Annotated in this window: 14 protein-coding genes; 8 read left to right on the forward strand and 6 right to left on the reverse strand. The window is 34.3% G+C overall.

Annotated features, from left to right (window positions below; genetic code table 11):
- Window positions 1-70 precede the first annotated feature (70 nt).
- The 4 genes from CLV33_RS06485 to CLV33_RS06500 all read left to right on the forward strand — a co-directional run bounded on the left by CLV33_RS06485 (window position 71) and on the right by CLV33_RS06500 (window position 9,122).
- Window positions 71-1,120 (forward strand): isoaspartyl peptidase/L-asparaginase family protein, encoded by a 1,050-nt coding sequence (locus CLV33_RS06485; protein WP_105473212.1) that lies wholly within the window; start codon window positions 71-73, stop codon window positions 1,118-1,120.
- A 33-nt stretch (window positions 1,121-1,153) separates the two neighbouring features.
- A complete protein-coding gene (locus tag CLV33_RS06490) occupies window positions 1,154-2,338 on the forward strand; it encodes a S41 family peptidase (protein WP_105473213.1) in 1,185 nt (394 codons plus the stop codon).
- Window positions 2,339-2,455: 117 nt separating this feature from the next.
- Window positions 2,456-8,026: an alpha-2-macroglobulin family protein gene (locus CLV33_RS06495; RefSeq protein ID WP_105473214.1), complete on the forward strand. Its 5,571-nt coding sequence runs from the start codon at window positions 2,456-2,458 to the stop codon at window positions 8,024-8,026.
- 160 nt (window positions 8,027-8,186) lie between these two features.
- The gene (locus CLV33_RS06500; RefSeq protein WP_105473215.1) at window positions 8,187-9,122 is read left to right on the forward strand and encodes a family 43 glycosylhydrolase; all 936 of its coding nucleotides are present in this window, start codon (window positions 8,187-8,189) and stop codon (window positions 9,120-9,122) included.
- Between the two features lie 77 nt (window positions 9,123-9,199).
- Here CLV33_RS06500 and CLV33_RS06505 read toward each other — a convergent pair whose 3' ends face one another.
- Window positions 9,200-11,077 (reverse strand): T9SS type B sorting domain-containing protein, encoded by a 1,878-nt coding sequence (locus CLV33_RS06505; RefSeq protein WP_105473216.1) that lies wholly within the window; start codon window positions 11,075-11,077, stop codon window positions 9,200-9,202.
- Between the two features lie 156 nt (window positions 11,078-11,233).
- Between CLV33_RS06505 and pbpC the strand changes: the two genes are divergently transcribed.
- Together pbpC and CLV33_RS06515 are read left to right on the forward strand one after the other, a co-directional pair.
- Window positions 11,234-13,582, forward strand: a complete 2,349-nt coding sequence (gene pbpC, locus CLV33_RS06510) for a penicillin-binding protein 1C (RefSeq protein ID WP_105473217.1) — start codon at window positions 11,234-11,236, stop codon at window positions 13,580-13,582.
- Between the two features lie 55 nt (window positions 13,583-13,637).
- A complete protein-coding gene (locus CLV33_RS06515) occupies window positions 13,638-14,096 on the forward strand; it encodes a hypothetical protein (RefSeq protein WP_105473218.1) in 459 nt (152 codons plus the stop codon).
- Between the two features lies 1 nt (window position 14,097).
- On the opposite strand, the gene CLV33_RS06520 is transcribed toward CLV33_RS06515, so the two are convergent.
- From CLV33_RS06520 to CLV33_RS06530, 3 genes are all read right to left on the reverse strand, one after another.
- Complete coding sequence (locus tag CLV33_RS06520) at window positions 14,098-14,883, reverse strand: endonuclease/exonuclease/phosphatase family protein (protein WP_170063982.1); 786 nt, start codon at window positions 14,881-14,883, stop codon at window positions 14,098-14,100.
- 92 nt (window positions 14,884-14,975) lie between these two features.
- A complete protein-coding gene (locus tag CLV33_RS06525; protein ID WP_105473220.1) occupies window positions 14,976-15,542 on the reverse strand; it encodes a YciI family protein in 567 nt (188 codons plus the stop codon).
- Window positions 15,542-16,012: a CYTH domain-containing protein gene (locus CLV33_RS06530; RefSeq protein ID WP_105473221.1), complete on the reverse strand. Its 471-nt coding sequence runs from the start codon at window positions 16,010-16,012 to the stop codon at window positions 15,542-15,544. Before CLV33_RS06530 ends, CLV33_RS06525 begins: the two co-directional genes overlap by 1 nt.
- 78 nt (window positions 16,013-16,090) lie before the next feature.
- Here CLV33_RS06530 and dinB point away from each other — a divergent pair, with 78 nt between their 5' ends.
- Both dinB and CLV33_RS06540 read left to right on the forward strand, forming a co-directional pair.
- Complete coding sequence (gene dinB / locus CLV33_RS06535; protein WP_105473222.1) at window positions 16,091-17,191, forward strand: DNA polymerase IV; 1,101 nt, start codon at window positions 16,091-16,093, stop codon at window positions 17,189-17,191.
- A gap of 38 nt (window positions 17,192-17,229) precedes the next feature.
- Entirely contained in the window at window positions 17,230-19,278 is a 2,049-nt protein-coding gene (locus tag CLV33_RS06540; RefSeq protein ID WP_170063983.1) for a polysaccharide lyase family 8 super-sandwich domain-containing protein, read from the forward strand.
- 269 nt (window positions 19,279-19,547) lie between these two features.
- Here CLV33_RS06540 and pyk read toward each other — a convergent pair whose 3' ends face one another.
- Window positions 19,548-20,990 (reverse strand): pyruvate kinase, encoded by a 1,443-nt coding sequence (gene pyk / locus CLV33_RS06545; protein WP_105473224.1) that lies wholly within the window; start codon window positions 20,988-20,990, stop codon window positions 19,548-19,550.
- Window positions 20,990-21,475, reverse strand: coding sequence for an IPExxxVDY family protein (locus CLV33_RS06550; RefSeq protein WP_042240523.1), 486 nt, complete (start codon window positions 21,473-21,475; stop codon window positions 20,990-20,992). The genes pyk and CLV33_RS06550 overlap by 1 nt, the downstream gene beginning before the upstream one ends.
- Between the last annotated feature and the right edge of the window lie 68 nt (window positions 21,476-21,543).

Genomic DNA, 21,543 nt, shown 5'->3' on the forward strand with positions numbered 1-21,543 from the left:
AGTCGATTTTATTAAATTTTGCTAATGATAAAATGAGTAACTTTAGTGCAATAAACAATAGCTCTTTTTTATGAAAAATATCTTCTTTTATTTATGTACTATCACACTAATCTTTTCATGTAAAAATGAAGTGAAAATAGCACCCAATACTGAAGCAGAAACAACCGAAAAAATACAATTCTCTATTGTAATACATGGTGGCGCAGGAACGATTAAAAAAGAAAATATGACTCCTGAAAAAGAAGCTGCTTATAAACAAAAGCTTGAAGAGGCTATTCGTGTTGGCTACACTATTTTAAAAAACGGCGGCACTAGTTTAGATGCTGTAGAAAAAACAATAAATGTTATGGAAGATTCGCCATTGTTTAACGCAGGAAAAGGTGCTGTGTTTACGCACGAAGGTTATAATGAACACGATGCGTCTATTATGGATGGCAAAACGCTAAATGCTGGAGCTTCAGCAGGAACTAAAACTGTAAAGCACCCCATTAATTTGGCACGAGCCGTTATGGAAAACTCACCTCATGTAATGCTTTCTGGAAAAGGTGCCGAAGTCTTTGCAAAAGAACAAGGTTTAGAAATTGTAGACCCAAATTATTTCTATACCGAAAGTAGAATGAAATCTCTTGAGCGGGTTAAAGCTTCTGAAAACAATAAAATAGCCTCATTTTATGATGAAACATTAAAAGATACTAAATTTGGAACTGTAGGTTGTGCCGCTTTAGATAAGCATGGTAATTTAGCCGCAGGCACCTCAACAGGCGGTATGACGAATAAACGCTGGGGACGCATAGGCGATGCGCCTATAATTGGGGCAGGCACGTACGCCAATAACACTACTTGCGCCGTATCTAGCACGGGTTGGGGAGAATACTTTATTCGAGGCATGGTAGCATACGATATTTCTGCACTAATGGCATACAAAGGACTTTCCTTAGCAGAAGCTTCAAAAGAAGTAATTCAAAATAAACTGCCTAGTATTGGAAACGGTGAAGGTAATGGTGGTATTATCGCTATTGATAAACATGGCAACATGGTAATGGAATTTAACACGTCTGGTATGTATCGCGCTTCCATGAATGATAAAGGTGAATTATATATTGGGATGTACAAGGATTAATGCAACATTTTATATATTAACAAAAAAAGCTAAATGACTAAACGCTATCAATTCAGTATCCTTATCGTTATCAATTTTTTATGGATTGGCGCTATAAATGCTCAATCTTGTAACTGTTCTAAAGATTTTAACGCCTTAGATATATTACTTCAGAAAACACCCGCTTATAAGGATAGCAAGGCGGCTTATCAAAAAATATTTCAAAATTTAAGTTCAAAATTAAATACGATAACATCTGATTATGAATGTTTGGTTTTGCTTAACAAATTGGCATTAGCTGTTAATGACAATCATATAAACGTTTTTGGAATGCCCGAAAGTAAAGGACAACATATGACCAACACAACGATAAGTTTAGATAGTTTGAAACAAGAATTATCCAAACGTCCTTTTAAGGATATTGAAGGGGTTTATAAGCTTCCAAATTATGTAACCTTGGGTGTTTACAAACATAACCAAGATTATCTAGGTATTATCTTGGAATCTGAGTTGGAAAACTGGAACAGTGGAGAAATTATGTATACCTTAATTCCTTATGGAGAAGATTTAATGCTTGCCATTTTTGGTCAGCAAAAAAACAAACGCATGGTGGCCGTGTCCGAACGTATAAAAAATGGGATGTTTTTAAAACTAGGATTACGAAAAAACCAAGATATTAAACCATATCACTTAGCACCATCACGCGACTCTTTATTCATAAGAAAAGAGTTAAACGATAAAACAACCTATATAAAATCTGGAAGTTTTAATTCTTTTTATCCAGTATTGTCGGATGCTGAAGCATTTTATAAAACCCTGGAAAATTCATTATCAAAAGAAAATTTAATTGTCGATTTACGGGATAATACAGGAGGTGGCGAACGCAATTCTGATGTTTTATTAGAAATTTTAACTCAATATTCTGCAAACAACAATATGTTTGTATTAATAAATCATAACACCGCTAGTAATGCAGAACAATTTGCAGTGAAGTTAAAAAAGCTTCCTAACACCAAAATTCTAGGAGATAAAACTCAGGGAACATTAACTTATGAATTAAAGAAGAATATTTCCAATCCACTGCCGTGCGGTAAATTTTTAGGTATAATAACATCTAAAAGACATAAAGAATATCTGCCTTTTGAGTCTGTCGGTGTTACTCCAGATATGTATTTAAACTATGATTCTGACTGGATAGAACAGGCAGTAAAAATTATAAACAGGCAATCAAAATATTAAGAGTTCTTTAACAGGTAGAGATAGGCTAAATATAATTAAGCAGACGTATCTAAATTAAAGGGATTCTATCTATGCTTTCGTTTTTTAAGTATTTTGTTAATCTAAACATTCATCTTTATGTCATTCAAAAAACTCATTGCTATCACCATAGTAATTTTGCTAGCTGCCTCCTGCAAAAAAAAAGCCGTAGAAACCGATAACCTTTTCAAATTTAGAGATTATATAAGTTATACCACTTCTGGAATAACTTCCGTGGCAAGTCCTATACAAATTAATCTAGCAAACCCCGTTGATGACTGGGAAATGGGGCAGGAAATCGCAGATAAAATTGTAAGCATAAAACCTCATGTAGAAGGTAAACTAACCGTTGGCAACTCGCATACACTACTTTTTAAGCCCGACGAACACTTAGAACCAAATATCGAATATACAGTTACCGTAAAGCTAAATAATATCTATAAAAACATGCCCGATGGGTTTAACAATTATACGTTTCAGTTTAAAACCATTACTCCAAGTTTTAATGTAATTACCAACAGCTTACAGTCGTATAGCAAAGAATGGCAATATTTAGAAAGTGTTATAAAATCTGCCGATGTTATTACCCTAGAAGACGCAAAAACCCTAGTTGTTGCTTCTCAAAATGGCAAAACGTTACCGCTTGTTTTTAACGAATTAAATGAAAGCTCTAAACATTTTGAATTTAAAATTGATAGTATTCATCGCCTTTTGGATGATAGTGAAGTGCTTGTAAAATGGAACGGAACACCCATTAACGCCGATAATAATGGCGAAAACACCATTAATATTCCAGGACGAAATCACTTCACTATTGTAGATGCCGAAGTAGTGCAAACACCAGAACAATTTTTATCCATTAATTTTTCCGATCCGCTAAAAAAACAACAGAATTTTGATGGTTTGGTTTCAATTCAAAATGTAAAAAACCCAAGATATATTGTTGATGGTAATATATTGAAAGTGTATCCAGACAGTAAATTGGTGGGCAATATCCAAGTTGATGTTTTTCAGGGTATAAAAAACACCGAGGGTTTTAAATTGAAAAAACCATTTTCTGAAACCATTGCTTTTGAAGCATTAAAACCACAAGTAAGACTGATTAGTAACGGTACCATTCTACCAAACTCACAGGAACTAAAATTTAATTTTGAAGCCGTAAATTTAAGCGCAGTTGATGTTCGGGTTATTAAGATTTTTGAAGATAACATTCTCCAATTTCTTCAGGATAACACGTTAAATAGCAACAATACTTACAACATTAAAAAAGTAGGGCGACGCGTTGCAAAACAAACTATTCCACTACAAACTGCGGCAGAAAACACAGGAAAATGGAAAGCCTACAGTATCGATTTATCTAAATTTTTTAAAGCCGACGCCGGAGCTATTTATAGAGTTGAACTAAGTTTTAATAAAAATTATTCGCTGTACGATTGTGAAGCAGATACGGGTACATCAAATTCTGAAACGGATGATTATTATGATTACTACGAAGAGGAATATGATGATGAAAGTTATAATGATGTAGCCTTAGAAGACGAAGATTTACGTGAAGAACAATACTGGGATAATTTGCTTTATCGCTATAAAAATTACACGTACAACTGGCGCGAAGAACAAAACCCATGTCACGATGCCTACTACAACGAACGTAAAATTGTATCTCAAAATTTACTGGCTTCAAACTTAGGCGTTATTGCAAAACGAGGTGCCAACAACTCCTATTATTTCGCCGTTACCAATATTTTAAATACCGAACCTGAAGCTAATGCAAGGGTTACACTTTACAACTTTCAACAACAGGAATTAGCAAGTAGAATAACCGATACAGAAGGATTAACAACTATTGATGCGGATAACTATGCGAACTTCGCAATTATTTCAAAAGATAATAATACCACTTACGTAAAGTTGCAAGATGGCAATTCGTTGTCGTTAAGTAAATTTGATGTGTCGGGTCATAAACTACAACGTGGTTTAAAAGGCTATTTGTATGGCGAACGCGGTGTGTGGCGTCCGGGAGACACCTTGCATTTAACGTTTATGTTGAATGATAATGCAAATAAGTTACCAAAACGTCACCCTATTAAACTTGAAATTACCGACCCAAACGGCAAATTAGTTTATAAAAACGTTACGGCTGATAATCTCAACAATTTCTATAAGTTCATGGTGCCAACATCTTCCGAAGATAAAACAGGTAATTACAACGCCAAAGTTTCTGTAGGTGGTGCTACCTTTCATAAAGTATTAAAAATTGAAACCGTAAAACCCAATCGTTTAAAAATAAAGATTGATTTTGATAATGAAATACTATCAAACAACACTCCTTTAAAAGGCAATTTAGATGTAAAATGGCTTCATGGTGCACCGGGAAAAAACCTAAAAGCAGAAATTAAAGCGAAGTTTACTTCAACATATACCGCATTCGAAAATTTTAAAGAATATACATTTTACGACCCAACCCGCAAATTTCAAACAGAAGAAATTAATGTATTTGAAGGAAAGGTAAACGACCAAGGTTTAGCTTCAATGAATAAAAAATTGAATGTTGGCAAAAACGCTCCAGGGATGCTAAACGTACAATTTTTGGTTCGAGCTTTTGAAAACGGGGGCGATTTCTCCATGGATGCCTTTACCAAAACATACGCGCCTTACAGTTCGTTTGTTGGTTTGCGTTCACCAAAAGGTAATGCCTATGGATCTTTTTTTACGGATGAAAATCAAACCTTTGATGTGGTTGTGGTTGATGAAAATGGCAAGCCTATAAAACGTGATAACTTAGAAGTAAAAGTTTATAAAGTGGAATGGCGTTGGTGGTGGAATTCATCTTACGATGATTTGGCAAGTTACGTATCTAGCAGTTACCACAGACCTTACATGTCGTTAAAAGTGAATACAAATGCTAATGGAAAGGCTAATTTCAACATTAAAATTCCTGATAACGACCGCGGACGTTATCTCATTAGAATATCCGATCCTGTTAGTGGACATGCCACAGGAAGAACCGCTTATTTCTATAAAAACTGGTGGCAAAAAGCGCCGTCTAGCGATAAAGAAGCTGCTAAAATGTTAGTGTTTTCAGCAGATAAAGAAAATTACGATGTCGGCGAAGTAGCCAAAGTTACCTTTGCCTCAGGAAGCGAAGGGCGCGCATTGGTAAGTATAGAAAATGGCACCGAAGTTTTAGATTATAATTGGGTGAAAACAAATAAAGGCGAAACTACGGTAGATATTCCTATCACCAAAGAAATGGCACCAAATGTGTTTGTTAATATTTCGTTATTACAACCGCATGCCATTACAGCTAACGATTTACCAATACGATTGTATGGCGTCATTCCTATTATGGTAGAAAACCCCAGCACCAAATTGTATCCAGAATTACAAATGCCCGAAACTCTAAAACCTGAACAATCCTTCGAGGTAAAAGTCTCTGAGAAAAATAACAAACCAATGACCTATACCATTGCTATGGTAGAAGAAGGTTTACTGGATTTAACCAGATTTAAAACCCCAAATGCTTGGGATGAATTTTACAAGCGCGAAGCTTTGGGCGTAAAAACTTGGGACGTTTTTGATGATGTAATTGGTGCGTATTCAGGAAGTATCGATCAAGTATTTGCCATTGGCGGCGATGGTAGTGCGGCTGGAGGCAAAAACAAAAAGGCGAATCGTTTTAAACCTGTAATCACCTATCTAGGACCGTTTAATTTAGAGGCTGGAAAAACAAAAACGCATCAACTAAAACTTCCCAATTATATCGGTTCGGTACGCACTATGATTGTGGCTGGAAATAATGAAAACGAAGCGTATGGCAGCACAGACAAAACCGTTCCTGTTAAAAAACCATTAATGGTTTTAGCAACGTTACCACGTAAATTGAGCCCAGGAGAAAAAGTAACCTTACCCGTTACCGTTTTTGCTATGGAAACTAGGGTAAAAAACGTCAATATTAGTTTAAAACTAAGTGATGGTATTTCGGTTGTTGGTGAAAAAACCAAAGCGCTTTCATTTGCTAAACCTGACGAACAAATGGCCTATTTTGAATTGGATGTTAGTAAAGCTAAAGGTATAAATACCATTGAAGTGATTGCCACGGGAAATGGCGAAAAATCCACCTATAAAGTAGAGTTAGATGTGGTGAACACTAACCCAATAACTTCAAAATCCATTGATAAAACCTTAACTGCTAACGCTTCTCAATCCTTAGAGTTTTCAACCTTTGGTGTGGTTGGAACAAATTCGGCTACTGTAGAGTTTTCAACCTTACCTCCAATGGATTTTACTCGTAGATTACACTACTTAATTCAGTATCCTCATGGGTGTGTAGAGCAAACTACATCAAGTATATTTCCGCAGTTATTTTTAGAGGATATTTTCGATTTAACCTTTGATAAAAAACAAGAGATTCGTAAAAATATTGAAAACGGCATTAAACGTTTAGGGCATTTCCAAAGGCCTCACGGAGGTTTAAGTTATTGGATGGGAGAATCTAACGCAGACGATTGGGGCACCAGTTACGCAGGCCATTTTATGATAGAAGCCGAAAAGAAAGGCTATGTATTACCGTTAACCTTTAAACGTAATTGGCTAACATACCAAAAGCAAGCGGCTAGGAATTGGCGACCTAGTTACCGTACTTACAATTCAGATTTAGCACAGGCGTACCGCTTGTACACTTTGGCTTTAGCTGGTAGTCCAGATTTAGCAAGTATGAACCGTTTAAGAGAATTCTCTGAAATTTCAAACGAAGCCAAATGGCGATTGGCTGCGGCTTATGCCTTGGCGGGACAAAACGAAGCGAGCGATAACATTTCGCAATCGGCAAACATTAACTTTAAACCTCAGCGTTATAATTATTACACTTATGGTTCGGCAGATAGAAATCGTGCGATGGCTTTAGAAACTATGGTGCTCACCAAAAATGCTAAAACGCGCGAACTTGCCGAAACTATTGCTAAAGATTTATCGAGCAACCGTTGGATGAGTACCCAAACCTCAGCATATAGTTTGTTGGCCATGGCAAAACTAGTAAACGCCAATGGTGGAAAAGCTTTAAGTGTAAACTATACTATTAACGGAAAAACTGAAACTATTACTACTAAAAATGCCATTGCGCAACGTGATTTACCTATTGTTGATGGCATTAATAAATTAGAGTTTACAAATGCAAAAGACAATATAGTTTACGTAAGAGTATTGAATTCTGGGAAACTCCCACTTGGACAAGAATTGGTAGAGCAGCGTGGGTTAAATATTTCGGTGCAATACACAGATTTAAAAGGCAATAAGATTAATGTTACTAAACTCATGCAAGGTCAGGATTTTGTAGCTTCGGTTAGTGTAAGTAATTTAAAAAATACAGCAGTTAATGATGTGGCGCTAACCCAAATTTTTCCATCGGGTTGGGAAATTGTAAACACACGCTTTACAGCCTTTGGAAGCACCACCACAAGCGCCGCACGACATACAGATATTAGAGACGACCGTGTGAATTTTTATTTCGATTTACCAGAAAAAGGCAAACACAGTACAAAAACGTTTAATGTGATGCTGAATGCCTCTTATTTGGGCACCTATTATTTACCTGGAGTACAAGCTGAAGCAATGTATGATGATGCGTTTTTAGTGCGAACTAAAGGGCAATGGGTTACTGTTGAGAAGTGATATATTCCTGCAAAACCAGGAATCTTATCGAAAATATAATGCCATTAATTAACTTGAATTTATGAGTGGAAAATGATAAATTCGTCTAGCTTACTCAGAACATAAGTAGCTTAAATGTCTTATTCCCTTAATATCTATTGAGTATTATAAATAAATATATATGAAATATTTTAGTTCCATTTTTTTAACAATAATTGGAAATATCTGTTTTGCACAGAATCCATTTATCACACACATGTATACGGCAGACCCTTCGGCTCGTGTGTTTAACGATACGTTATACGTTTACCCGTCGCACGATCCTGATAATGCCGATTGGTTCGATATGGTAGATTGGCACGTATTTTCAACTACCGACATGGAAAACTGGACCGACCATGGCGTAGCTTTAGATATAAAAGACGTAAAGTGGGCTGAAAAATACGCATGGGCACCAGACTGTATAAAAGTTAACGATAAGTATTATTTCTATTTCCCTACCGATCAATTTCATATAGGTGTTGCCTTAAGCGATAAACCAACCGGTCCTTTTGTTGATCCCCTAGGGAAACCTCTCATTTCAATGGATACCAAAGGTGTTGTTTGCAATAGGGATTTTATAGACCCTGGTGTATTTATTGATGATGATGGACAAGCGTATTTATACATGGGGCAATTGGTTGTAAATGCCATTAAACTCAATAAAGATATGATTTCATACGATGGCGAAGTTCACTTATTAGAAGGTACTGATGATTTTTTTGAAGCGTCGTGGATGCACAAATACAAAGGGAAATATTATTTATCATATGTTGGAACAAGCGGTGAAATAAAATATTGCATGTCCGATAATCCTTTAGGTCCTTTTGAATATAAAGGCGTAATTCTAGAAAAAATGAACAGTGGCACAAATCATCATTCTATAGTTGAATACAAGGGGCAATGGTATATGTTTTATCACAATTCAGACTTATACTTTAAAAACCATCCAGAAGTAGAGGAAAAATTTGGCTGGGGTCATGAAGGAAGCCCACACCCTTTTCGAAGATCTATATGTTTTGATAAATTATATTACAACGAAGATGGAACCATTCAAAAGGTAATACCCACAAAGTGAGAGCATAAATAAAAATATTTACAATTATAACTGCATCAGTTTAAAATACTAATAATAGATAATCAGATGCCAAAAAGCTATCGCTTTAATGTAAAATGTCCCGTTAATTTTTGTTCGTTAATAGTAATAACATACCAATAATCATCAGAAGGTAGTTGTTGTCCCTTAAAAGTACCATCCCAAGAAAATGCTGCGTTTTTAGAACTTTTTAAAAGCTTCCCGTAACGGTTGAAAATGGAAACTGATGATGTTGAAAATAGCTCAATGCCTTTTAAATCGAACCAATCATTAACGCCATCGTTATTAGGTGTGAAAAATTTAGGAATATAAAAATGTATATATTTAGCAGTAACAACCTCATCACAATCTTGGTGTTTCACATAAATGGTATACTCACCACCTCTAAGATTTAAAAATGTGTTGTTTGGCTGAAAGGTGCTTCCATCTAAAGCATATAAATAATTACCAGAATTTGATAGGTTGACAATAATACTATTTCCGTTAGATTGAATATTATCTACAATAGGGTTGTCTACTTGAATAACCTCAATGGTTTTGGTTACTGTACAACCTATATTTGTCACATCCACCGTGTAAGTTCCTGGCAAACTTACAGTTATGCGTTCTGAGACTTGACCAGTATTCCAACGGTATGTAGCCGTAGGAATGTTTGTATTTGCATTTAAAGTAACACTTGAATTTTCACAAATCTCCAAAGTTTCATCAGTCACAATTGGTGTTTCAAAGGACCTAAATTGTATTGCTGTTCTTGATACAGACCTACAACCACCACGTACATTTACAGCTTCTGCATAATACGTTCCGGTAACATTTGCATTAAAAGATGTGCTATTAGCTAAAATTAGATTACCTCCTGTAGGTGCATCATACCAATTTACTGTAACTCCATTTGCTACTTTAACCTCAAGAGGTTCTAGGGCGTTATCGCAAAGTGATAAGTTTCTATTAATAACAGGAGCAACAGGTGTTCTGGCAATACCAAACTCAAATACATCTGATAGGGTATTGCAAGACGAATTTAATAGATTTGTAAGGTTCTCTACTACTTTTGTTCTATAAAACACTTGGTTAGTGAGAATAGGCGTTACAAAAGTATCTCTTGTTTCTCCTGGAATATCTACCCAATTTACACCGTCTCTACTTTCTTGCCATTGGTAAAAATGTTCTGAAAAAATTGAAGAGTCTGGTATGGCTCTTAATGTTGTACTGTAAGGTGTATCGCCTTCACACATAAAAAATGCTGTGTTATTTTGGGAATCTACTATAGGAACACTATCGCCACAAGATCTAAACCATATATCGTCTATGGCAAAATCGTTACCACAACCTCCCGCTTCGTTATTAATCATCTTTAGTATAACGGAGGTTTGTTCTGGAAGCGATTTAAATACTAACCCATACTCTAACCATTCGGGTGTAAGAGTATTTAGAATATTGCCTGTGTTACCACTAGCTAATAAATTTGTATCTGTACTATCCCAAATTTCAAATCTTATATTGATGGGGATACCTACACCATTGCCCCCACATCCTGCTAGGTTAAAAGGCTTAAGATTAATTATCCATGTAGAAAATCCGTAAATGGTATTTTCGCACAAACCTGAAATCTCCATTTTAAAAAATTCTCCAGGGTTGGTATCTGCATTTACTATTAGCATTCTACCATTAGTATCGTTAGGAGTATGATCTTCGGTATCAAACCAATCAAAATAATTAGTGTTACTCGACACTTTGTAGGCGCCATCATTTGGAGTTCCCGTTGCAAATATATATGTAGTGTTGCCTGATGGTAATGATTCATCATTTGTTCCATTTCCAAAATCTTCCGTAAAGATAGGATCGCCAAAAATACCTGTACAAAAGTCTATTTGTGCATTAACATTACAAATAAATGTAAAACTAAATGTTATGAAAATTATCTTTTTAATAGCCATTATTTTTACCGTACACCAATAACTTTAAATAACCACACATATAAAATAGCTACAACTTATATGCCAATAGCTGCATATTTACACTCAATTATAAGTTAGTTTATTTTTAAGCTATAAACATCTAAATTAGTAAAATAAAGAGTATATATTTTAAGGATGAGCATTGTACGGTACATTAAACAATATAAGATTAGGAGTATTGCTATACTTGTTCTTTTATTTGCTTACTATTTCTGTTTACCAAAACAACTTTTTAAAGACCCTACGGCCACTGTAATTACAAGTTCCAATAACGATTTATTGGGTGCGCAGATTGCTAAAGATGGGCAATGGCGATTTCCTCATAACGATAGTATTCCTGAGAAATTTAAAACCTGTATCCTACAATTTGAAGATGAATATTTTTATAAACACCCTGGGTTTAATCCGGTTTCTATCGTTAAGGCGTTACGCGATAATTTAAAATCTGGTGGCGTAAAACGTGGCGGTAGTACCTTAACACAACAGGTAATTAGACTCTCTAGAAAAGGACAAAATCGCAGCTATGTAGAAAAGTTAAAAGAACTGATATTAGCCACACGACTGGAGTTGCGTGAATCTAAAGACAAGATTTTGGCTTATTATTCTAGTAACGCCCCCTTTGGTGGCAATGTAGTAGGCTTAGATGCTGCCTCATGGCGGTATTTTAACCGAAATGCTAACGATTTATCGTGGGCCGAAAGTGCCACATTAGCGGTGTTGCCCAATGCCCCAAGTTTAATTTATCCTGGGAAAAATCAAGAGCGTTTACTTAAAAAACGCAATCGGCTTTTAAAAAAACTATTGAGCAATGCCATTATAGACTCGTTAACTTACAATTTAGCAATTATTGAAGGGTTGCCACAAAAACCCTATCCGTTGCCACAAATTGCTCCTCATTTATTGCAAAAAGTAAGCAAAAGCCATTACGGACAATTTGTAAAAACAAGTATTAATAAACCGCTACAAGAACAGGTGAACCATATTGTAAAAGCGCATTACAATCAGTTAAGGCAGAATGAAATTTACAACGCTGCAGTTTTAGTTTTAGATGTGAAAAACAGACATGTTTTGGCATATGTTGGCAATACTCCAACCAATAAAACACATCAAAATGAAGTAGATATTATTGATAAACCCAGAAGTACAGGTAGCATTTTAAAGCCGTTTTTATACGCTGCAATGTTAGATAGTGGCGATTTGTTACCCCATACCTTGGTGGCCGATGTACCCACGCAGTTTGGAAATTACAACCCCGAAAATTACAATAAAACCTATGATGGTGCTGTGCCTGCAAGTCGCGCCTTATCGCGTTCGCTAAACGTTCCTGCGGTTAGAATGTTGCAACAGTTTGGTTTAGATAGGTATCATCATTATTTGAAACAACTACGGTTGAAAGATTTAAAATACTCTGCAAGCCATTATGGGTTATCGCTAGTATTAGGTGGAGCAGAAAGTAACCTTTGGGATTTGTGTAAAAGTTATGCTGCCTTATCTTCAACTTTAAATCATTTTTCTGAAACCTCTAGCGAATATTTTGAAAACGAATTTACCGAACCTACATTTTTAGCTTCTGAAGATATTGATTTTGGGCAAAAAACGACTGACAAAACCTTATTTGATGCGGCCTCTATTTATTTAACGTATGAAAGCATGAAAGAGGTTAACCGACCAGAAAGTGATGAAAGTTGGGAGTTTTTTGATGGCTCCAAACAAATTGCTTGGAAAACTGGTACCAGTTTTGGATTTCGTGATGCATGGGCTATTGGTACTACCAAAGATTATGTGGTAGGCGTTTGGGTTGGAAATGCTGATGGTGAAGGACGTCCAGGTTTGGTTGGTGTGCAAACTGCAGCGCCCATACTTTTTGATGTGTTTGATGTGTTACCAAATAGCGAATGGTTTGCTAAACCTTTTGATGAAATGCAACAAGTTTCTATTTGTAAATGGAGTGGTTATCGGGCTTCTCCCAATTGCGATGTTATTGAAGAGCAATACATTCAACAAAGTGGCCTAAAAACAAAACCTTGTCCGTTTCATGTATTAATTCATTTAGATAAAAATGAAACCTATCAAGTAAATTCGTCTTGTGAAGATATATCTAACATCAAACATAAATCATGGTTTGTGTTACCACCGCTTATGGCACATTACTACAAAACCAAAAATCCCTTTTATAAACCATTACCAAAATTTAGGAGTGATTGTTTTGGCGATGCCTCTGTTTCTATCGATTTTATTTACCCAAAAACAAATAATACCATTTTTCTTCCTAAAGATTTTGATGGTGAAACTAACGCCCTTATTTTAAAAATTGCCCATTCTAAACCAGAAAGCACAGTATTTTGGTATGTTGACGAAACCTTTATGGGTAGCACTAAAGCTATTCATGAATTAGCAATTCAACCAAAAGTAGGTAAACATATTATTACTGTAGTAGATGAATTGGGGAATGAAGCAAAACGATGGATAGAAATTTCAAAATAAATACAGATTATTAAGGCAACCTTTAGAAACACTTTGCATCTTAAAATAAAAAGTCATGAAAAAAATTGCTTTATCCCTGCTTATTTTACTTTCTGTTTTTTTTTGTAAAAACGATGATGATAATGAAATTGATTGTTCTCTTATAGATATTGGACCGCCAAATATTTATATTGAACTGGTAGATGCAAATGGTAATAATTTAATTGAAAACGAAACTTATATAGCTGATAATATTACTGTAACTTTTAAGGGTTATATTATTGAAAATGTTGTTTTTAAAAACGTACCTAGTGTAGAAAATTTTATTGCCCTATCGGTTTCTGGGAGTAAAGGCGATAATACGTTTAACATTCACCTTTCAGAAAATGAGACAGATATACTAACGCTTAACCTCAGCGAAAGGGAAGTTATTTGTAGTGTTACATTTTACACAATTAACGAAACAACATATAACGGTGAAATACAAACGCTAAAGGATTTTAACGGAGATTACCTTATCACAATTACCAAATAATTTATTTTCTAACAACAGTTTTTATCATACTATGATCAGATTTCCAAGTATTCATCTTTTCTGTGGTAATTATTTTTAAATCTTTAGATACCCAAATATGATCTAATGATAACAGTGGAATATTCCAAAACCAAGTTTCCCTAAAACCATTCCCTTTTGCTGTAAAAGCGTGGTAGAAATCTTTTTTTGTAGTGTTGAAAAATTCAGATTCGTAAGGCAAATTAAAATCTCCTAAAACTATTGTATTTTGTTTGTCCTGGATGTGTTTATTTACAAACGCCAATTCCGATTTTCTTGATACATAAAGACTAGAATTAACATCAACAGCATAAAAAGTAGTATTGTATGTTGAGAAACGTATTATGGTAGAATTATGTTCAGATACTAATACGTTATTTAAATGAATGTTTTCTTTTGAACATATGCCTATTTCACTATCAGCATGCCAATAAAAATGCATGTTAGGATATTTTGCCCTTATTATTCCTAGTTCTTCAGCATGATATTCTACTAAAACAACTACATCAGGCAAATTTTCAATGGCATTAAAAACATGTTTAAATTCTCTTTTGTGTGTGGCATTCCAAAAAACCACTTTAATATCGCTTTCCTTAATGTCTTCTGGTGCACTTATTTTAAAACTTCTACTTAACCAAATTATTGTTAATATTATAATTAAAACTAGGTTAATATACCTTTGTTTTCCTTTAAGGATATATGAAAAACATAAAACAATAAAAATGATAACAGGTAGTGGAAATGTGTAATAAAGAAGCGCGAAAAACAAATTTGTCTCTTTAAAAACAAAATGGATTAATAGCAATAAAAAAATTACTATACCATTGAGCACAAAGAAATAAGGGACTATTTTTTTTAGCATTAGCGTAACGAAAATCCTTTACCAGCCCACCAAGGATGAATTTCAATTTCTAGTCTGCCAGCTTTAACCATAGGATCTGCATTGGCTAAACTATCGGCCATTTTTAAGGTTGGCACATTGTAAATTGTAATTCCGCGAATATCGCCATCGTCTCCAAAAGGCCCAGAGATATCGGCATAACCTAGCTCATACATTTTTGTTAAATGTGCTAAATGTTGTTCTTGTAAATCGGCCGCTTCTTCTTCGTTTTGCCCGCGTATGGGGCCGCGTTTTAAAAACGCAATAAAATATTGCTGCATTAAAATGGTGTCTTTGGTAGTTTTATCGAAATAATCAAACGTTTTAAAACCTTTAGCGGTTAACGCTTCTTTAAGTGCTTTAATAGATTTTTGCTTTGGTTTTTCTACTACCGCTACCTCTGTATTATCTGTCTCTTCTAGAGCTGCTTCTTTTAAGTTTTCTTTAATCATGGGGTCTTCTGCAACATCAGAAGTAGATGTTTTTGGTGTGTCTTTACAGCCAATAAAAACTATGGCCAACATTGTAACTAATATTGTTTTTTTCATTATTTCCAAGTATTATAAGGTTGTTTACTTAGTTGCGAATTATAATATTGTATTTGTCCTGTAACTTCGGTGCCTAACCAATCTGGTTTTTTAATAGTCTCATGTTCTGACGATAACTCAACTTCAGCAATAATTAACCCTTCATTATCCCCAAAAAATTCATCGACTTCAAACACATGCTTACCAATAGTAACTTCATAGCGTACTTTTTCAATAATTGTAGGCTCACAGAGTTTTAAAAGTGATTCAGCATCGGTTTTAGAAATGTCTTTCTCCCATTCAAATCTACTTAATCCATCTTTAGATGATATTCCTTTTACAGTTAAAAATCCTTTTTCCCCTTTAATCCTCACACGAACGGTACGCGCTTTATGGGTGTTTAAAAACCCCTGAATTAAAAGTGTTTTAGTACTTGCTTCTGCTTTAAAAGCATCAGATTTAACCAAAAATTTTCGTTCTATCTCTATCATAATTACACCTTTGAAAAGGGATACTTTTTTTACTTTTAATAATATTCCTGCCTGCGCAGGAATTCATAAATTTACACTATGTATACCGATTTACCAATACGAAAAATTATTCATGTAGATATGGATGCGTTTTACGCCTCTGTAGAGCAAATGGATAATCCGCATTTAAAGGGCAAACCTATTGCTGTTGGCGGTGGTGGTAAACGTGGTGTAGTTAGTGCTGCTAGTTATGAGGCTAGAAAATTTGGCGTAAAAAGTGCCATGGCAGGTACTTTAGCCGTAAAATTATGTCCTGATCTTATTTTTGTGAGGCCAAATTTTGAACGCTATTCTGAAATTTCTAAAAAAATAAGACAAATTTTTTATGATTATACCGATTTGGTAGAACCACTTTCGTTAGATGAAGCCTATCTAGACGTTACACAAAACAAAAAAGGTAACCCAAGCGCCTCCTTAATAGCCAAAGACATTAGGGCGCGTATTTTAAACGATGTTGGGCTAACTGCATCTGCTGGCATTTCCATCAATAAATTTATAGCTAAAGTAGCAAGCGATTATAACAAACCTAACGGACAAAAAACAGTAAATCCTGAAGAAGTGCTAGAGTTTTTAGAACAACTAGATATTAGAAAGTTTTATGGTGTAGGTAAAGTAACTGCCGAAAAAATGTACCAAAAAGGCATTTTTACAGGGTTAGACTTAAAGCAAAAATCTTTAGAATATTTAGATGCTAATTTTGGTAAGTCTGGTAGATACTACTACCATGTTGTAAGAGGCATACATACTAGCGAAGTAAAACCACACCGCACCAGAAAAAGTTTAGCTGCCGAACGTACATTTAGTGAAAATTTATCTTCTGAAGTTTTTATGCTAGAAAAACTAGAGCATATTGCCGAAGAAGTAGCCCGTAGACTACTAAAGAGCCTAGTTGCAGGAAAAACAATAACCTTAAAAATAAAATATAGCGATTTTACACTACAAACCAGAAGTAAAACTTTACCCTATTACATAAGCGATAAAAGTATGATTTTAGAAACCGCCAAAGATTTACTCTATCAGGAAAAATTAAGTAATTCTGTACGATTATTGGGCATTTCCCTATCTAACTTAAATACAGAAAAAAAGAAAAAACCTGAGCTAAAAAAGAGTGTTAGTGTACAGTTAAAGTTTGAGTTTTAATAATTATGAAGACTATGAAAAACTGCCGATATCTTACAATGTGTTTAATTCTTGTTTTTAGCCAACAATTCTTTGCTCTAGATTTAGATAAACTGAAACAAAACTTTAAAGACTTTTATTTAGTTGAAAAAGTAAACGATACAGATGTTAAAGAATTACTTGAAATAATGAATGCAGATTTTTCTTTTACTGATATTGATTATAACATGCACAGGAAGAGTAACTGGAAACCTAGAACACACCTAAAACGCTTAATAATTCTTGCCAGAGCCTTCGAGGATAAAAACAGTAAATATTACAAGCTAAATACTTTAGCTAAACAAATTGTTGGCGGATTAAATTACTGGACTTCCAACAATTTTTACAGCGATAATTGGTGGCATTCTGAAATTGGAATTCCTCAAAGTCTAGGTCCTACTCTTATTATTTGCCAATCTATTATTCCAGACTCTACAATAACTAAGGCCTTAAAAATAATGGACAAGTCTAAAATTTACAGAACAGGACAAAATAAAATATGGTTAAGTGGCAACGTATTTATGCGAGAATTAATTCGTGGAAACCAAAATAAAATTATAACTGCTGCAAATACCATAAAATCTGTTGTGATAACTTCCAAACCTTACGAAGAAGGCATACAACCCGATTATTCTTTCCATCAACACGGGCCACAGCCGCAATTTGGTAATTATGGTTTACATTTTGCCGAAGATATTATTAAATGGCTTTTTATTTTTAATACAACCGAAATTGCTTTTTCTTCTGAAAAAGTTGATCTTATGCGTAAGCTAATGTTTGAAGGCCAACAAAAAGTAATTTACAAAGGCAAATACGAAATTTTAGCAACCGGAAGACAAATTTTCCCCGAAATGGTTAATGGTGAAAAATATCGTGGACCAGTAGCAAAATATGAACTTTACAAAAAGATAGAGCGCATATTTAATATTTTTGACACTATACAGAATCCTATAAAAGCACCTTTAGGATATGTTCATTTTAGAAATTCTGATTACAGTTTGTATAGAACTAACACCTTTTTTTCATCAGTAAGAATGTCCTCAAAACGTGTTATTGGTGCCGAGGCTGGTAATGGCGAAAACCAAATGGGGTACCATTTAGGCGATGGCACAAATCTTATTTATCGCCGTGGCGACGAATATCACGAAATTTACCCTGTTTGGAACTGGCGAAAACTACCAGGAACAACAACAGTACAAGACTCTACAATGTCTCTTACACTAACTTGGGATGGCTATAGAAATAATTCTCATTTTACAGGAGGACTTAGAAATAACAACGTTGGGATAACTGCATTTAAATATAGAAGAGACAGTTTACAAGCTAATAAATCTTATTTTTTTGTAGATAATAAAATTTATGCTTTAGGATCTTCCATAAGCACAAACAGAAACTTTAATGTAGTTACAACAATAAACCAATGTTACAAAAAAAGTGCTGTTTTTATGTATAAAAAGAAAAACAAAATTACCAGTGTATGGCACGATAGTATAGCTTATTTAAGTTTAACCAAACAAAATTTAAAAGTAAAACAGAGCGAACAAACAGGTAACTGGAAAAAAGTATTAACATGGCATACCGATAGTTTAATCTCTAAGCCTATTTTTAATTTAGAAATAGAACATGGCACTAAACCAAAAGATAAAAAATACGCTTATGTAAGTGTAGTTGGTGTCTCTAAAAAAGATATTAAAACAATTAAAAAAAACCAGTTAGCAAAAATAATTGGCCATAGCAAAGCGTTACACGCTTTAAGTTTTAATAATGGAAAAACACTTGCCATATCTGCTTTTAAGGCTTGTGAAGTTAAAATTAACAACAAACAAACACTTAAAATAAAATCGCCATGTATTTTAAGTTTAAACAAACTTGAGAACGGTTGGTCTTTAAATGCTGTAGATGCTACCCAACAACAAGCACTACTTTCTTTTGAAATTAATGGAATTTATACCATTACTAATGCAACAAACTTAAAAACTGAAAATAATACCACATATTTTTCTATTAAAACCCATGATAAAGCTCATGAAAAAGGAAAAACGCTTTCGGTGATTCTCTCTACAAAATAATAATAGTATTTAAAACACTTGACTTTGTAAGAATTTAAATTTATTTAACATCGGATATAAGTTATTTAAACGACCTGTATACGTGAAACATTATAAATAAACTTATCCTCTTTTAAAAAAACTACGCTAGCAAACACCCACATTAGCGATTGATACAGTATCCTTTTAGATATTGTGAAACATTTATGTTCATGAATTCTTTAATTTATAAAAGTGAACGCATGAATAAAAGCATGACCCAAAGGGTAACGCTCAAATTTTAAATTTTTTTAAAAGCTACAGGTTTCAATCTCGCTTACACGTAATGTATTTACCATACCTTTATCTTGAATTGGCATTGCGGCTAAACTAATAAGCATATCGCCAACTTCTAAATACCCCATTTTACAAGCCATTGCGTTTACATCTTCAATAGTTTCATCGGTACTTACAAACTTATCGTAGTAGAATGCTTTTACGCCCCACAATAAACTTAAACGCGTTAAAATACGCTTATTTGATGTAAATACTAAAATATGGCACGAAGGTCTCCACGCCGAAATTTGAAATGCTGTATACCCACTATTGGTTAGCGTAGAAATAGCTTTGGCATTAATTTCGTTAGCCATTGTAGCTGCATGGTAACATATAGATTTTGTAATGTAACGGTTAGTACGGATATGAGGTGGCATTTCTGGTACTTTAATAAGTGGAGAATCTTCTACACTCTTTAAAATGTTACTCATTTGCCTAATAACTTCAACAGGATAACTTCCTACAGAGGTTTCTCCAGAAAGCATTACGGCATCTGCGCCATCCATTACAGAATTGGCTACATCGTTTACTTCTGCGCGTGTTGGTGTTAAACTAGAAATCATCGTTTCCATCATTTGGGTAGCGATAATTACTGGAATTCTTGCTTTTTTTGCACGTAATACCAATTGTTTTTGAATAAGTGGCACCTCTTCTGCTGGCACTTCTACACCTAAATCGCCACGAGCCACCATAATACTGTCGCACTGTGTTACAATTTTATCGATGTTTTCTACAGCTTCTGGCTTTTCTATTTTTGCGATAATTGGTATTTTATAATCGCTATGTTCTTTTATTAGGTCGCGTAGTTGCATTAAATCTTCTGCATGACGTACAAACGATAAAGCAATCCAATCTACATCTTGTTTTATGGCAAAAATAGCATCCTCAATGTCTTTTTCTGTTAAAGCAGGTTGCGAAATATTAGTATTTGGTAGGTTTACACCTTTTTTAGATTTTAAAGGACCTCCTTGAATTACTTTTGCTTTAACTTGGGTTTTTTTATCGGTTGAAATAACTTCAAAAATTAATTTTCCATCGTCTAAAAGAATACGTTCTCCAGGTTTTGCGTCTTGTGGAAACCTATCGTAGGTCATGTAAACACGCTCTTTTGTACCTTCAAAACGTTCGCCTGTTTCAAAAATAATTTCGTCTCCAGGTTTTACTTCAACCTCTTCTTTCATAACGCCTACACGAAGTTTTGGCCCTTGTAAATCTGCTAAAATTGCAGCGTTAAAACCAAACTCCTCATTTAGCTCACGTATCATTTCAATACGTTTCTTTACATCGTCATAGTCGGCATGCGAAAAGTTAATTCTGAACACATTTGCGCCCTCTTCCATCATACCCTTAAGTACTTCTTTGGTGCTGGTTGCTGGCCCCAATGTTGCCACTATTTTAGTTTTTTTTCTTAATCCCATTAATCGAAAATTAAATGCTCCTTAGATTTTAGCAAACTCATGTCTACATTATAAGCCAATGCTATTTGCGGAATCTTCAGGAGGTTGTTTATTATTTGCTTTTCTGTATTATTATTAAACTCATTATCAATTTTTAAAAAATAATTCACCTTTCCATATTCTGGAATTAAATTATAGGTTTTTATTACTTTATGTTGCGCATTGAATAATGATTGTTGTTCTGCTTTAGAATCGGTTTCTATTTTACAAATATTTGATACTAAATTCCAAGTTATTAACTTTTTTTGGTCTTCGTACTCAAAAAGCGCATACTTGGTAATACCTTTATTGAAATCTAAATCTTTAGGTTTTCTAGATAAAGTTATATTTAAATATTTATTTAAAAGATAGGCTAATCTGTAATCTTCAATTGCGCAATGAATTGCAATTAAAGTACAAGACACATCCTCAAAAATATCATCTAAAATAAGTTTGTGTACTGCCATAACCAGACCTATTAGCGGTGTAAAGATAGTATTAAAAATACTTAGAAATAAACGGATTTATGATTTCT

Source organism: Jejuia pallidilutea (genome assembly GCF_002973595.1).
Taxonomy (GTDB): domain Bacteria; phylum Bacteroidota; class Bacteroidia; order Flavobacteriales; family Flavobacteriaceae; genus Jejuia; species Jejuia pallidilutea.